At 59.2% G+C, this 14,536-nt stretch carries 13 protein-coding genes and 1 tRNA gene; 11 read left to right on the top strand and 3 right to left on the bottom strand.

Annotation, left to right across the window (positions count from 1 at the left end; translation table 11 throughout):
• Window positions 1–435 precede the first annotated feature (435 nt).
• Complete coding sequence (locus HZB29_00730) at window positions 436–2,844, top strand: homocysteine S-methyltransferase family protein (GenBank protein MBI5814118.1); 2,409 nt, start codon at window positions 436–438, stop codon at window positions 2,842–2,844.
• Window positions 2,841–3,413 (top strand): hypothetical protein, encoded by a 573-nt coding sequence (locus HZB29_00735; protein MBI5814119.1) that lies wholly within the window; start codon window positions 2,841–2,843, stop codon window positions 3,411–3,413. Before HZB29_00730 ends, HZB29_00735 begins: the two co-directional genes overlap by 4 nt.
• A gap of 28 nt (window positions 3,414–3,441) precedes the next feature.
• Here the strand turns inward: HZB29_00735 and HZB29_00740 are convergent, their stop codons facing one another.
• Window positions 3,442–3,696 (bottom strand): hypothetical protein, encoded by a 255-nt coding sequence (locus HZB29_00740; GenBank protein MBI5814120.1) that lies wholly within the window; start codon window positions 3,694–3,696, stop codon window positions 3,442–3,444.
• 437 nt (window positions 3,697–4,133) lie between these two features.
• Here HZB29_00740 and HZB29_00745 point away from each other — a divergent pair, with 437 nt between their 5' ends.
• The 4 genes from HZB29_00745 to HZB29_00760 all read left to right on the top strand — a co-directional run bounded on the left by HZB29_00745 (window position 4,134) and on the right by HZB29_00760 (window position 8,643).
• Window positions 4,134–5,336: a glycosyltransferase family 4 protein gene (locus HZB29_00745; GenBank protein MBI5814121.1), complete on the top strand. Its 1,203-nt coding sequence runs from the start codon at window positions 4,134–4,136 to the stop codon at window positions 5,334–5,336.
• Between the two features lie 165 nt (window positions 5,337–5,501).
• Window positions 5,502–6,584, top strand: a complete 1,083-nt coding sequence (locus tag HZB29_00750; protein ID MBI5814122.1) for a radical SAM protein — start codon at window positions 5,502–5,504, stop codon at window positions 6,582–6,584.
• A 2-nt stretch (window positions 6,585–6,586) separates the two neighbouring features.
• Window positions 6,587–7,582, top strand: a complete 996-nt coding sequence (locus HZB29_00755; GenBank protein ID MBI5814123.1) for a radical SAM protein — start codon at window positions 6,587–6,589, stop codon at window positions 7,580–7,582.
• Window positions 7,579–8,643, top strand: coding sequence for an NAD-dependent epimerase/dehydratase family protein (locus HZB29_00760; protein ID MBI5814124.1), 1,065 nt, complete (start codon window positions 7,579–7,581; stop codon window positions 8,641–8,643). Before HZB29_00755 ends, HZB29_00760 begins: the two co-directional genes overlap by 4 nt.
• Before the next feature lie 40 nt (window positions 8,644–8,683).
• On the opposite strand, the gene HZB29_00765 is transcribed toward HZB29_00760, so the two are convergent.
• Both HZB29_00765 and HZB29_00770 read right to left on the bottom strand, forming a co-directional pair.
• Window positions 8,684–8,760, bottom strand: a tRNA-Pro gene (locus tag HZB29_00765).
• A gap of 272 nt (window positions 8,761–9,032) precedes the next feature.
• Window positions 9,033–9,356 carry a cytochrome c gene (locus tag HZB29_00770; GenBank protein ID MBI5814125.1) on the bottom strand — a complete coding sequence of 108 codons (324 nt, stop codon included), beginning with the start codon at window positions 9,354–9,356 and terminating at the stop codon, window positions 9,033–9,035.
• Between the two features lie 118 nt (window positions 9,357–9,474).
• Here HZB29_00770 and HZB29_00775 point away from each other — a divergent pair, with 118 nt between their 5' ends.
• From HZB29_00775 to tuf, 5 genes are all read left to right on the top strand, one after another.
• Complete coding sequence (locus HZB29_00775; GenBank protein MBI5814126.1) at window positions 9,475–10,041, top strand: isoprenylcysteine carboxylmethyltransferase family protein; 567 nt, start codon at window positions 9,475–9,477, stop codon at window positions 10,039–10,041.
• Between the two features lie 206 nt (window positions 10,042–10,247).
• A complete protein-coding gene (locus tag HZB29_00780; GenBank protein ID MBI5814127.1) occupies window positions 10,248–10,670 on the top strand; it encodes a 30S ribosomal protein S12 in 423 nt (140 codons plus the stop codon).
• 15 nt (window positions 10,671–10,685) lie between these two features.
• A complete protein-coding gene (gene rpsG / locus HZB29_00785) occupies window positions 10,686–11,156 on the top strand; it encodes a 30S ribosomal protein S7 (GenBank protein MBI5814128.1) in 471 nt (156 codons plus the stop codon).
• An 18-nt stretch (window positions 11,157–11,174) separates the two neighbouring features.
• Window positions 11,175–13,277 (top strand): elongation factor G, encoded by a 2,103-nt coding sequence (fusA, locus tag HZB29_00790; GenBank protein MBI5814129.1) that lies wholly within the window; start codon window positions 11,175–11,177, stop codon window positions 13,275–13,277.
• A 66-nt stretch (window positions 13,278–13,343) separates the two neighbouring features.
• The gene (gene tuf, locus HZB29_00795; protein MBI5814130.1) at window positions 13,344–14,534 is read left to right on the top strand and encodes an elongation factor Tu; all 1,191 of its coding nucleotides are present in this window, start codon (window positions 13,344–13,346) and stop codon (window positions 14,532–14,534) included.
• The last annotated feature ends 2 nt before the right edge of the window (window positions 14,535–14,536 follow it).

Here is a 14,536-nt window from a genome sequence, read left to right on the forward strand (position 1 = left end):
GGCGCCGGGTCTTTCTGGCCGCAAACGCGCTGGCCGCCTCTATTAACGCTTCCCGGTGGTCGTCTCTAGTAGCGCCTCCCCGTGGTCGCCTCTAGTAGTGCTTTCCCGGTGGTCGTCTCTAGTAACGCTTCCCCGTGGTCGCTGACCACGGATTCTTAGTGCTTCCCGGTGGCCGTCTCTAGTAGTGCTTCCCGGTGGTCGCCTCTAGTAGCGCTTCCCCGTGGTCGCTGACCACGGATTCCTAAAAACCGAAGTTCAGGCCGGGCGATCCCGGCGAAACGGTGTTCTTCTGTTGCCGGGATGACAAGAATCGCCGAGGGTGGTTTACGCTCGCCGGGGTTACCAGCGCAACAATAAAAAACCGTCTTCCCCGCCCCATCGGTTATAATTCCAAATCGTTCCGCGTTATAAAAGTGTTCAAACAATCGTGGTGACCTGATGGCTTTGCTCGATGAACTGAAAAAACGGATACTTCTCCTGGACGGCTCCATGGGGGCGCTTCTGCAGGGGCGCAACCTTCCGGCCGGGTACGCCCCGGACCTTTGGAACCTGGAAAATCCCGACGCGATAGCGGACGTCCACCGCGAGTACGCCAACGCCGGATCGGACATCGTGCTGACAAACACATTTGGGGCCAGCAGGCTGCGCCTCTCCGAATACAACGCGCAAGGCAAGCTGGCGGACATCAACCGCGCCGCCGTGGCCCTGGCCCGCAAAGGGGCGCCGGGCAAGTTCGTGGCGGGGGACGTGGGGCCGCTGGGCGCCATCGTGGCCCCGGCAGGGGAGGTCTCTTTCGACGAGGCCGTGGACATATTCCGCGAACAGATAAAAGTCCTGGTGGAGGCGGGGGTGGACATGATCTCCATCGAGACCATGTTCGACCTTATGGAAATAAAGGCGGCCGTCATCGCCGCCAACGACGTGCGCGGCTCCGTGCCGCTTATGGCCTCCATGACATTCACCGGCGACGGGTTGACCGACACCGGAACAGACGCCCTCACCGCCGCCATCACCCTCGACGCGCTGGGGGTGGACATCCTTGGGGTGAACTGCTCCATCGGGCCAGAGCCGATGGTCAACGTGGTGGAGCGGCTTTCCACGGCGTGCGGGAGGTATGTGGCGGTCCAGCCCAACGCCGGCCTGCCCATCAACCGCGGCGGCAAGACCGTGTTCGAAATGCCGATGGACAAGGTGGCCTCGTTTGCTAAACCTTTCGTGCACGCCGGGGCGAATATCATCGGCGGATGCTGCGGCACCACGCCGGATTACATACGCATGGCCGCCGCCGCCGTGAAGGGGGAGAAGCCTGGGGAACGCTCGCAAACCGCTGGCATGGCCTTTTCCAGCAGGATGACCACCGTGTTCGCCGGTGAGGGGCATCCTTTCGTGAAGGTGGGGGAGAAAATAAATCCCACCGGGCGCAAAGCCTTCGCCGAGGCGATTAAGGAAGGGCGGATGGACATGGTGGTGGCGGACGCGCGCAAGCAGTTCGAGATGGGCGCCACCGCGCTGGACCTGAACATGGGGGTGCCGCTTGTGGACGAGGCGGCGATGATGCAAAAAGCGGTGGTGGCGGTGCAGAACGTCACCCCGTTGCCGCTGGTGCTGGACAGTTCGTACGCATCCGCGCTGGAAGCCGGATTGAAATTGTACCCGGGCAGGGCGCTGGTCAACTCCATCAACGGGGAGGACGAGCGGCTCGGAGAGGTGATACCGATAATAAAAAGGCACGGCGCTTCGGTGATCGCGCTTCTGGCGGCGGATTATATCCCCGAGCGGGCGGTGGACCGGCTGAAGATCGCGGAAAAAATACTGCGCAGGCTCGAGGAGAACGGGATACCCAGGGACAGGGTGATATTCGACTGCCTGGCGCTGGTGGTGTCCGCCATGCAGGACGGGGCGCGCCAGACGCTGGACACGATACGGGAAGTGCGCCGCCAGTTCGGATGCCCCACCATCGCGGGGGTGTCCAACGTCTCTTTCGGCCTGCCCCAGCGCAAGGCGATAAACAACGCGTTCCTGGCCATGGCCATGGGGGCGGGGCTGGACGCGGCGATAGTCAATCCATACGACGAGGAGATGACGCGCACCGTGGCCGCCGCATCGCTATTCTCCGGGCGGGACGCGGGCTGCCGGGTGTACATAGACATGATGGAGCCGAAGGACGAGCAGGCCGCAAAGCCGGGCGAACCTTCCGCGCCGAAGACCACGCTGGAGAAGATATCTTCGGCCATCGTGGACGGGGACAAGGACAGCATCGAGGGGCTCACCAATCTGGCCCTGTCCGAAGGGCACGAGGCGATGGGCATTTTCGTGGACGTGATGACCCCGGCCATACGGCATCTTGGCGATCTTTTCGCCCAGCGCAAAAAGTTCATCCCGCACCTTGTGGCGGCGGCGGACACGATGAAACGGGGCGTGGCGGTGCTCGATCCTGTGTTGAAGGCGAGCGGACGCAAGGCCGACAAGGGGACGGTGGTGTTCGCCACCGTCAAGGGGGACATACACGACATCGGCAAGAACGTGTGCGTGATAATGCTGTCCAACTTCGGATTCAACGTGATAGACCTTGGCCGCAACGTCCCATGCGAGGAGATACTCAAGGCCGCCAGGGAGAACGATGCTGATATAATAGCCCTTTCCGCGCTGATGACCACCACCATGATGCGGATGAAAGAAGTGGTGGACCAGGTGAAGTCAGCCGCGCTGCCATACAAGGTGATGGTTGGGGGCGCGGTGGTGACCCAGGGATTCGCCACGGAGATCGGGGCGGACGCTTATGGAAAGGACGTGGGGGACGTGGTGCCTGTCACGGAGAGATTGATGGAGGTGATACGCGCATGAAACGTCCAAACATTGCGGCGGCGCTGGCCCTTGTGGCGGCCGTCATGGCGGCGGCGGGATGCTCGGAAGTGTCCCCTTATGTGTACACCAACTATTACGCCCTGACCCAGCCCGTTTACTCCAGTGAAAAGCAGTTCAAGGACGACGCGCTGGAGATCAACTTCTGGTTCGACGAGAAGAAGATACACTTCGCCGTGAAGAACGTGTCCGCCGAGCCGGTGGTGATTGACTGGGGGAGGGGGGCCTTCGTGAACATAGACGGGGCGAAACACTCGCTAGCGAACATGAGATCCATATTCACCGCCAAACGGGACGATCCGGAGCCTTCCACCCTAAATCCGGGCGAGACGGTGGAAGATTACGTCTCCCCTGTGAAGAACGTGGAGAAGCTGGAGGAATGGACGTGGTATGTGTATCCTCTTTTCAACCTGAAGGACGACAAGGCGAAGGCCAACAAAGGGCAGACCATCGGGCTGGACCTGCCGGTGAAGGTGAAAGGGGACTTGCGGACTTATGCGTTCAGGTTTGAAGTGGCCGCCGTCATCCCCGCCTGGAACCGGTTTAACTAATAAAAGACCGGGGGCGGATTCCCGCCCCTTACGCCTTGGCGTCTATTTTCGCTCCGGCTGTTGACGCGGCCGCGGCCATTTTTTGAGGCGCGGCGGTCTTTGCCTGTTCGGCGTTCTTTGTGGGTGCGGCGTTTGTGGCCTCCGGCGCCGCTTTGGGCGAGGCCATGGCGTCCATCACCTTCTTTTCAACATAAGCGTCCGCCCTTTTCTTGGCGGCGTTTCTCAAGCGTCTGCCCGGCGACGGCACGTCCATGCCGTTCCTGGCCATTCCAACGTCAGGCATATGTGGTTTTCCTCATTTAACGCTGAATATTTCCACCCTTGGGCAGTTTACCCAAAATAACCTTCCCAGGGAAACGCGAAATTCACGTTTCCACGTTCACCGTGCCGCCAATCTCTTTTTCGGCCACAGGTCTATTGGGCGGTGGCGGAGGTGGTGGCGGTGGAGGCGCTTCCTCCCGTGGGGGCGGAGGTGGTGGCGGCTCCCTTTCGGGTTCCGGCGCTCTTTCCGCAGGCCGTTGCCTTTCCCTTGGAGGAGGAGGCGGAGCCTTTTCAACTGCATCCACTCTTTCAGGCATAATATTCCAATTCTCCTGTTTCCCTAGCTTTACGATATGCCCATGCCCCTGATATGTCAATATATTCAACTTTCTCCTCTTGTTTCTAGACATCGGGCATTACCAAAAGCTATGATTGACCAAAGTTTTCAAGGCGTAAAAGATGCGGATATTGTTCCTGGCCCCCCAGCCTTTTTTCGAGGAGCGGGGCACCCCGTTCAACGTCCGGCTGATGCTCATGGCCCTGTCTGAGCTTGGGCACACCGTGGACATCCTTGCGTTCCCCCACGGGGCGGACGTGGCCATCCCTAACGTTTCCATACACAGGGTCTGGCAAACGCCGGGGCTTGGGAAAGCTCCAATCGGCCCCTCCAAAACGAAAATAGCCTATGACGCATTGATGATGGCAAAGGCCACGATGATGGCCTTTACCAACAAGTACGACGTTGTGCACGCGGTGGAGGAATCGGTATTTATCGCGCGTTTGCTCAAGATGTTTTTCGGGATACCGTATGTTTATGACATGGACTCGCACATGTCCGACCAGCTGAAATATTCCGGGTTTTTCAAGGATGGGCCGCTGCTGTCCGCTTTCGGGAAAATGGAGACGGACGCCTTGAAGAAAGCTTCAAGCGTGATCACCGTATGCAAATACCTGACGGACGCGGCGGCAAAATACGTTGATCCGTCCATCATCCACCAGATAGAGGACATCCCGCTGGACTCACCCCCCCCGCCTCAGGGGATCACCGTGGAGACTGTCAGGCGCGATATTCACATCCCTGAAAACGCCCCCATAGCCGTATATACCGGCAACCTGGAAAAATACCAGGGGATAGACCTTTTGCTCGAATCGGCCGCCGAAGTGGCGACCGTCATGCCGGAGGCGCGCTTTGTTATCGTTGGCGGTGACGCCGCGTCCATCGCAAAATATACCTCCGCCGCGCGCGTTCTGGGGATCGGGCGCAACGTGATCTTCACCGGCCCCAAGCCTGTGGAATTGATGGCGTTGTATTATCAGATGGCGGACGTTCTGCTATCCCCGCGGATCGAGGGGACGAATACGCCGCTGAAAATATATACCTATTTGAAGACAGGCAAACCGGTGGCCGCAACCGACCTGCCGGTGCATACGCAGGCGCTCACAAGGCAAATCGCCGTGCTGGCGCGGCCGGAAAAGGTGGAATACGCCTCCGCCATTCTGTTATTATTAAAAAGTAAGGAGTTGCGTGAAGAGATTGGCGGCCGCGGCAAGGAATTTGTCGAACGCAACTTCAATTACGATGTTTTCAAGCGCAAAACGGCGGAAGCTTACGCAGGATTCCCGGCGCCTTCCGGCCAGGGCGATGTTTCTCCCCCTTTATAAGGGGGAGTCCGCCAAAGGCGGGAGGGGGTGATATTTGTGTTGCATTACCACCCCGGCGGAGGCCGCCACCACTCCTTGAAAAAGGAGGGGAAAGGAGAAAAGACCGGCGTTTACGTATATGATGGAAATTGAAGAGGGGGCTTATACGGCCCCTTGATTTATTTTATGGCAATGATAAAGCAGCTTCTAAACCTGGCGAAGTTCAAGTTGGGGGGGGTGCGCCCCGTATGCGGCCCCATGAAGGTCCAATGGGAGCTTACATACCATTGCAACCTGAAATGCCAGCATTGCCAGATATGGAAAATACCGCACGAAGAGGTCCGCAAGAACACCCTGCCGCTGGACAAGCAGAAGAAGATATTGGACGACCTGGCCGCATCCGGCGTCCGCCATGTCTCCTTCTCCGGCGGCGAGATGTTTTTGCAGAAGACTGTTTACGAACTCATAGCCCACGCAAAATCGCTGGGGATGAAGGTGGGGGGCAATTCCAACGCCTTCCTGATAAACGGGAAGATCGCCCGCAAGATCGCCGATTGCGGGCTGGACATGCTGTACATTTCCATGGACGGGGACAACGCCGCCACCCACGACGAAATCCGAGGGGTGAAAGGGGCGTTTGACAGGGTGTTCCAGGCAGTGCGCAACCTACGGGCCGCAAAGCCGGGCATCAGGCTGTTCTTTAACACCACTATCAACGCAAAAAACGTCGGGCAGCTCAACGGCGTCGCAAAGCTTGCCAGGGAGGCCGGGATAAACGGGCTGACCATCGAGATGACCAACACCTTCGACAAGTATTCGCCCAACCGCGACCTGATATTGCCGCAAGACCTGCTGCCCACGCTAAAAGAGCAGCTTGACGGGCTGTTCCGCGACTATCCGGACATGCTCCCCCATCCGCGAGGTTATTTCGACGAGTTCGAGACCTACCTCAACAGGCCGGACGAGCTGTATAAATACCGTTGCGTGGCCGGTTACACCACCGCGCAGATACACCCGAACGGAGACCTGTATCCGTGCCCCGTGGCGTTCAAGAAACTTGGGAACCTGTCGGAAAAATCTTTCAACGAAATATGGTTCTCACCCCGGACCGACCAGGTGCGCCGTGAGATAAAAGAAGGCAACCACCCCATATGCTGGGTCACCTGCGTGAGCCCTTTAAACCAGTATCTAAGCTACCTTGCGCCCAGGCTGGACTTTTTCCGGCTGCTCAGTCCGAACACCATTTCACACATTTTAAAGAAGATCTGACCATGTCCCGCTTAACGTCCCTGGCAAGGCTTTCGCGGGTATATATTTCATACCTGAAACGGGCCGAGATCGCGCCCCACCTCCCCACGCGGATTTGGATAGAGCCGACCCCTTCGTGCAACTTCCATTGCGGATACTGCCCGAACGGCATGGAGGACGCGAAATTCGACAAGGGTCTGATGAAAATGGAGCTTTTCACCCGGGTGATTGACGAGCTTGCGGGCGCGCTAAACGACGTGAACCTGTTCCACCGGGGCGAATCGCTGATCCACCCCAAGCTCAACGAGATGGTCCGCTATTGCTCGGACCGGGGGATCAAGACAAGGCTGCACACCAACGCGGGTCTGCTCACCGGAGAGCGCGCCGCAAAACTTATAGAGGCCGGGCTTTCGTACATATCGTTCTCTGTGGACGGATACACGAAGGAGGTGTACGGGAAAAACCGGCTTGGCGGCGATTTTGACACGACCATGGAGAACATCCGGAGATTCCTGGCGATAAAAAAAGAGATGGGGCGCGGCCCCTTTTCCATCGTGCAGGTGATGGAGGTGGGGGAGGCGCCGGAAGGGCGCGAGGCGAGGCGCTCCGCCTTCCTGGAAAACTTCAACGGGCTGCCGCTGGACAGGTTCGTGGTGCGCGCGCCGCACAACTGGGCCGGCGATTTTTCGGAATACGGGCGCGGCGTCGGCTCCGGCAGGTTCACTCCCTGCACGTTCCTGTGGTATTCGATGACCATATTCTTCGACGGCACGGTGGCCGCCTGCCCACAGGACTTTTTCGGCAAGATAAAGATCGGCTCCGTGGCGGACTCTTCCGTCGCCTCCGTCTGGAACGGCGATGCGATGCGCGCCATGCGCCGCAGGATGAAAGATCGCGCCGTGGCCGGGCTGGACCCGTGCGCCACGTGCGACATGCTGGCCCGCAAGACAATCCTCGGCGTGCCGGTGAACTACCTTGGAGTGTTCATAAAAGACAACCTGCTGGCCGGAAAGCCATGAGCGGCGATAACGATTCCTGCCCGATAAACACCCCCTTGCCTGCTGACAAGGCGCTGGAACGCGCCCCGCGCGGCCCCGCGGAAAGGGTGGTGGTCACCGGCGCTTCCGGATTCGTCGGCAAAAGGCTTTGCCGCGCGCTGTATGAAAGAGGATACAAGCTGCGTGTGCTTGTGCGCTCCTCCCGGGACGACAGGTATTTCGAATCGCTGGAGGCGCAGATATACAAGGGGGACATACGCGACCCCGAAGTGGTGGACTGGCTCATGGACAACGCCATCGGGCTTTTCAACCTCGCCTCCATCGTCACGTCCGCCGCCCTGCCGGACAGCGATTTCTGGGACGTGCACGTCCACGCCACCCGCGCATTACTGGAGGCCGCCTCGCGCCACGGCGCCAAACGCGCGCTGCACTGTTCCACCACCGGGGTGCTGGGCAACATAAAAAATCACCCCGCCACCGAGGACTATCCGGTGAACGCGGAGGACATCTATCAGGTGACCAAGGCGGAAGGGGAGAGCGTGGCGCTCGGCTTTAACGGAAACGAGGGGCTGGAGGTGACGGTGGCCCGCCCGGCGATGGTGTACGGCCCGGGCGACAGGCGGATGCTAAAGCTGTTCAAGTTCATCGCCGACGGCTCGTTCCGCATGATCGGGGACGGGGAGACCCTGGCCCATCCGGTGTACGTGGACGACCTTGTGGAAGGGCTTATCGCCGCCTACGAGTCCCCCCGCTCCCCCGGCGGAGTGTACATAATCGGCGGTGAGAAATATCTGACCCTCAACGAATGGGCCCGGACAATCGCCGCCGAGGCGGGAGTGAAGCTTGAAAAGGCGCCGGTGCCGTACTGGCCGGTGTGGCTGGCCGCGGCGGTGTGCGAGGCTGTCTGCCGGCCTTTCGGAATAGAGCCGCCGCTGTTCCGGCGCCGGGTGGAGTTTTTCGCCAAGAACCGGGCATTTTCCATAGAACGGGCGAAAAAGGAGCTTGGCTACTCGCCGAAAGTTGACGTGCGCGAAGGAGCGCGGCGGACAATCGAGTGGTACCGTGAAGAGGGTTGGATATAGACACGCCCCGGTATTGAAGGTGGCGCCGCGTTTTTTAGAATGGTCGGGGCGAGAGGATTTGAACCTCCGGCATCCTGCTCCCAAAGCAGGCGCGCTACCAGGCTGCGCTACGCCCCGGATTTGCCATAGCTTCTTAATATCACACGGTCAAAACATATAAGTCAACCGGTCATTATGAATGCGAATGCGCCTCCCCCGGCGCAAAGGTCTCCTTTTTGTCAGCCATGTTCAGACCTCCGTTGTCATGTTCCATGCCTGAAGGATAAACGGCGAAGATTAATTGAAGATTAAAAGAGGGGCGAAAAGATGAATGGCCGTGAAAGAAGAATCAGGAGGCAAAAAAAGGGCGAAGGTTTTACGCTTCGCCCCGGAATGTCAGGAAGCTTCGATCAGTGCGTGGCCTTGCTGAATTCGTAAACAGCCTTGATCTCATCGGCGGAAAGGCCCTTCACCGGGGGCATTTTTTTCTTTTCAAACCCGGCCATCCTGGGCGCCGTCCTGCCTACCCATTCGGAGCCTTCGCTTACCTGTTTGGTGAACTGTTCGAGCGTCATCGTCGTGCCCTTTATGTCCGGGCCGACCTTGGTCTTGCCGCTGCCGGGCATATCGTGGCACATCTTGCACTTCTTGTTGTACACATCGGCTCCATCCGCCGCCAAAGACGGACCGGCGGAAATCGCCAATGCGGCCAGGGCTCCCAAAATCGCTTTCATATTTTCACCCTCCTAATACTGCGATAATCAGTTTTATTATCCCCCGGCGGACACCCCCCGGATGGCTGTCTATATCCTATAACAACATCCATCCTCTTTCAAAAGGAAAGGCGATACAATGAACGAAGGTCATCATATGGATTTTAAGGAAAAGTGGATCAGGCTTATGGCCTGGTCGTTAAGGTTGCCCGCCGGTCCGCGAGCCGCGTTGTCGGCGGTCACGGGGCTGGGATTTTTGTCATTTGTGTCCGCGGCGCTTATGATCCCTGTGGTTGTGGAAAAACGGTTAGGAATCCAGGGATTTCTGCCGGGGTGGCTGGCGGCGCTCATAGGCATACCACTGCTGGCGGCGGGAGCCTTTCTTGCCACATGGGCGGTAGCGCGGTTCATAGCGGCCAGGGGGACGCCCGTTCCGTTGAATCCGCCGCCACGGCTTGTGACAGACGGGCCATACTCATATTCCCGCAATCCGATGCTCGGCGGGATATTCATGATGTATTTCGGGGCGGGAGCGGTATTGAATTCAGCCACGCTGTTTTTCCTTGTGACCCCTGTTTTGGTGATCGGAGCCCGGATTTTCGTGAAAAAAGTGGAGGAACCGGAGCTTGAAACAAGGCTCGGAAACGATTATATAGAGTACCGGAGCAGGACGCCGATGTTCTTCCCGAGGTTTTTCAAGAGCTAAGCCTTACTTTGCCCGCCCCGCCCCATCCTGAAACCTGGAAAAAATGTATTTGGGAACTTGACATCAGCCTTTGTTTCAATTAATCTTTACCTTTTCCGGTGAAAACGGATTCACCGGATGGCGGCCCGTTTTATGTAACGGCGCGCTCTTATAAAGAAGCGCGGCAAGGCCGCGATAGAGTAAACGGATATTGGAGAGACAGTAAATTGCCGACTATCAACCAGCTGGTCAGAAAAGGGCGGGAGAAGTCCACCAGGAAAACCAAAAGCCCGGCGCTCACAAGCTGCCCGCAGCGGCGCGGCGTGTGCGTGAGGGTGTATACCTCCACCCCGAAAAAGCCGAACTCGGCGCTCCGCAAGGTCACCAGGGTGCGGCTGACCAACGGGTATGAGGTCACCACATACATCCCCGGCGTGGGACACAACCTGCAGGAGCACGCCATTGTGCTCATCCGCGGCGGCAGGGTGAAGGACCTTCCCGGCGTGCGTTACCACGTGGTGCGCGGCGCGTTGGACACCCTCGGGGTGGACGCGCGCAGGCAGAGCAGGTCCAAGTACGGCGCGAAGATGCCCAAGGCGGGCGCGGCGGCGGGCGGCAAGCCGGCCGGCAAGCCTGCCGGCAAGAAATAAAGAGGATATGTAAAGATGCCCAGACGCAGAGTAGCCACAAAAAGAAGCCTAAGCGGGGACCCGAAATACGGGGAGACGCTGGTGAGCCGTTTCGTCAACGTCGTCATGAAGGACGGCAAGAAGAGCACCGCCGAGGGGCTTTTCTACCGCGCCCTGGACATAGTGGGCCAGAAGACGAAAAAGGACCCGATGGAAGTGTTCAAGCAGGCGGTGGAGAACGTGAAGCCGTTCCTGGAAGTCAAGTCCCGCCGCGTGGGCGGTTCGACGTACCAGATACCTGTGGAGGTCAAGTCCGACAGGCGCGCGGCCCTTTCCATCCGCTGGCTGATAGACAGCGCCCGGGGCAGGGGAGAGCGCGGCTTTTTCAACAAGCTGGCCGGAGAGATAATGGACGCCGCCAACAACACAGGCTCGTCCGTAAAGAAAAAGGAAGACACGCACAAGATGGCGGAGGCCAACAAGGCTTTCTCCCATTATAAGTGGTAATAGACAGGAGATAGGCAAGTGGCCCGCAAAGTAGCTCTCGAAAAAGTCCGCAACATCGGCATCATGGCCCACATAGACGCGGGCAAGACCACGACGACGGAGCGCGTCCTGTTCTACACCGGCATCACGCACAAGATCGGCGAGGTGCACGAGGGCACCGCCGTGATGGACTACATGGTGCAGGAGCAGGAGCGCGGCATCACCATCACCTCTGCGGCCACCACCTGCCAGTGGAAGAACCACACCATAAACATAATAGACACCCCCGGCCACGTGGACTTCACGATGGAAGTGGAGCGGTCCCTTCGCGTGCTCGACGGCGCGGTGGGCGTGTTCTGCGCCGTGGGCGGCGTGGAGCCCCAGTCCGAGACGGTGTGGCGCCAGGCCGATAAATACAAAGTTCCGCGCATCGCCTTCGTCAACAAGATGGACAGGGTGGGCGCCAACTATTTCGAGGTGGTAAAGCAGGTGAAGGACAGGCTCGGCCACAACGCCGTCAGCCTCCACGTTCCGATAGGGGCGGAGGACACTTTCACCGGGTTTGTGGACCTGGTCACGATGAAAGGGGTGATATACACCTCCGACGACGTGCTCGGCTCCACCTACAAGCATATTGAAATCCCGGCGGACTTAAAGGAAATCTCCGCCCAGTACCGCGAGAAAATGATCGAGGCCCTGGCCGACGTGGACGACAACCTGATGGAGATGTATCTTGGCGGCGAGGAGATACCCGCCGAAAAGTTAATAGCGGCCATCCGCAAGGGGACTTGCGCGATGACGATCATCCCGGTGATCTGCGGCGCATCGTTCAAGAACAAAGGGGTGCAGGCCCTTCTGGACGCGGTGGTGGACTTCCTGCCGTCGCCTCTGGAAATCTCGTCGGTGGAGGGGATCAACCCGGACACCGGCGAAACGGAAAGCCGCAAGGCGGACGACGCCGAGGCTTTCTCCGCGCTGGCGTTCAAGATAATCACAGACCCGTTCGTGGGGCAGCTTGCCTTCTTCCGCGTATATTCGGGGGAGCTGGAGGCCGGTTCGTACATTTACAACACCACGAAGGGGAAGAAAGAGCGCGTCGGGCGGCTTCTTCGGATGCACGCCAACAAGCGCGAAGATATCAAGGAAGTGCGCGCGGGGGACATCGCCGCGGCGGTGGGCTTGAAAAGCACCACCACGGGGGACACTCTGAGCGTGGACGACAGGCCCATAGTGCTGGAGTCGATGGACTTCCCGGATCCGGTCATCGCCGTGGCCATCGAGCCTAAGACGAAGGCGGAGCAGGAGAAGCTCGGCGAAGGGCTTTCCAAGCTGACCCGCGAAGATCCCACTTTCCGCGTGAACACAGATCCGGAAACGGGCCAGACCCTTATATCCGGCATGGGGGAGCTTCACCTGGAAATCATCGTGGACAGGCTCAAGAGGGAGTTTTCGGTGGACGCGCACGTGTCCAAGCCGATGGTGGCCTACCGCGAGACGATAAAGAAGAAAGTTTCGATAGAGGGCAAGTTCGTCCGGCAGACCGGCGGACGCGGCCAGTACGGCCATGTGTGGCTGGATGTGGAGCCGCAGGAGCCGGGCAAGGGCTTTGAGTTCGAGAACAAGGTCGTCGGCGGCGTGGTTCCCAGGGAATACGTGCCTGCGGTGCAAAAAGGGGTCGAAGAGGCCATGAACACAGGCGTCCTTGCCGGATATCCGGTGGTGGACGTGAAGGTGTCGCTCACGGACGGGTCTTACCACGAGGTGGACTCGTCGGAAATGGCGTTCAAGATAGCCGGTTCCATGGCGTTCAAGGACGGCTGCCGGAAAGCGTCCCCCGCTCTGCTGGAGCCTATCATGGCGGTGGAAGTGGTGACGCCGGACACATACATGGGAGATATCGTGGGGGACCTTTCGTCCCGCCGCGGCAGGGTGCAGGAGATGGGAGAGCGGGGCAACGCCAAGGTGATAAAGGCCAACGTGCCGCTGGCCGGCATGTTCGGCTACGCCACGGACGTGCGCAGCATGTCGCAGGGGCGCGCCACGTACACCATGCAGTTCTCGCACTACGAGGAAGTGCCGCGCCAGATAGCCGAAGAGATAGTCGCCAAGTACAACGGCAAGGGCGGTAAGGACGCCGCTTGACAGTGCTGGTTGGCTAAATTAAACTTTACAATTTCGTTCGCTCGTTTGGGAGGCCGGTAGGAGATTATGGCGAAAGAGTCATTCAAGAGGGACAAGCCGCACGTTAACGTAGGCACGATAGGTCACGTGGACCACGGCAAGACGACGCTCACGGCGGCGATAACCGAGGTGTTGAGCAAGAAGGGGTGGGCGGAGTACGTCCCGTTCGACCAGATAGACAAGGCCCCCGAGGAGCGTGAGCGCGGCATCACGATAGCCACGGCGCACGTGGAGTACCAGACGTCCAAGCGCCACTACGCGCATGTGGACTGCCCTGGCCACGCGGACTACGTGAAGAACATGATCACCGGCGCGGCCCAGATGGACGGCGCCATATTGGTGGTGTCGGCGGCGGACGGCCCGATGCCCCAGACGCGCGAACACATCCTGCTTGCCCGCCAGGTGGGCGTTCCGTACATCGTTGTGTTCCTCAACAAGGTGGACATGGTGGACGATCCGGAACTGCTCGAGCTTGTGGAGCTTGAGATCCGGGAGCTTTTGGACAAGTACCAGTTCCCCGGGGACAAGACCCCGATAGTGAAGGGCTCGGCGCTCCAGGCTTTGCAGAAGCCGGATGACGCCGCCGCCAACAAGTGCATATTCGACCTGATGGACGCGATAGACAGCTTCATACCCGAGCCCAAGCGCGACATCGAGAAGCCGTTCCTGATGCCTGTGGAGGACGTGTTCACCATATCGGGCCGCGGCACGGTGGTGACTGGCCGTATCGAGCGCGGCAAGGTGAAGGTTGGCGAGGAAATAGAGATAATCGGCATCCGGGACACGCAGAAGACCGTGGTGACCGGTGTTGAGATGTTCCGCAAGACCCTTGACGAGGGCATGGCTGGCGACAACGTCGGGCTTCTTGTTCGCGGCACGAAGCGCGAGGAAGTGGAGCGCGGGCAGGTGTGCGCGAAGCCCGGTTCGATCACCCCGCACCGGAAGTTCAAGGCGGAAGCTTACATATTGACCAAGGAAGAGGGGGGGCGGCACACACCGTTTTTCAACGGTTACCGGCCGCAGTTTTATTTCCGGACGACGGACGTGACTGGGGTTGCCAGCCTTCCTGCCGGAGTGGAGATGGTGATGCCCGGCGACAACGTGTCTATAAGCGTTGAGCTGATCACGCCAATCGCGATGGAAAAAGAGCTTAGGTTCGCGATCCGCGAGGGCGGACGCACCGTGGGCGCGGGTGTGATAACGGAAGTTTTGGAGTAGGA

This window comes from Nitrospinota bacterium, assembly GCA_016235255.1.
In the GTDB taxonomy this organism is placed as follows: domain Bacteria; phylum Nitrospinota_A; class UBA7883; order UBA7883; family JACRLM01; genus JACRLM01.

Coding starts and splice junctions, on each gene's coding strand:
- HZB29_00735 (MBI5814119.1), top strand. CDS start 2,841: ATGAAACGTCCAAACATTGCGGCGGCGCTGGCCCTTGTGGCGGCCGTC.
- HZB29_00740 (MBI5814120.1), bottom strand. CDS start 3,696: ATGCCTGACGTTGGAATGGCCAGGAACGGCATGGACGTGCCGTCGCCG.
- HZB29_00745 (MBI5814121.1), top strand. CDS start 4,134: ATGCGGATATTGTTCCTGGCCCCCCAGCCTTTTTTCGAGGAGCGGGGC.
- HZB29_00750 (MBI5814122.1), top strand. CDS start 5,502: ATGGCAATGATAAAGCAGCTTCTAAACCTGGCGAAGTTCAAGTTGGGG.
- HZB29_00755 (MBI5814123.1), top strand. CDS start 6,587: ATGTCCCGCTTAACGTCCCTGGCAAGGCTTTCGCGGGTATATATTTCA.
- HZB29_00760 (MBI5814124.1), top strand. CDS start 7,579: ATGAGCGGCGATAACGATTCCTGCCCGATAAACACCCCCTTGCCTGCT.
- HZB29_00770 (MBI5814125.1), bottom strand. CDS start 9,356: ATGAAAGCGATTTTGGGAGCCCTGGCCGCATTGGCGATTTCCGCCGGT.
- HZB29_00775 (MBI5814126.1), top strand. CDS start 9,475: ATGAACGAAGGTCATCATATGGATTTTAAGGAAAAGTGGATCAGGCTT.
- rpsG (MBI5814128.1), top strand. CDS start 10,686: ATGCCCAGACGCAGAGTAGCCACAAAAAGAAGCCTAAGCGGGGACCCG.
- tuf (MBI5814130.1), top strand. CDS start 13,344: ATGGCGAAAGAGTCATTCAAGAGGGACAAGCCGCACGTTAACGTAGGC.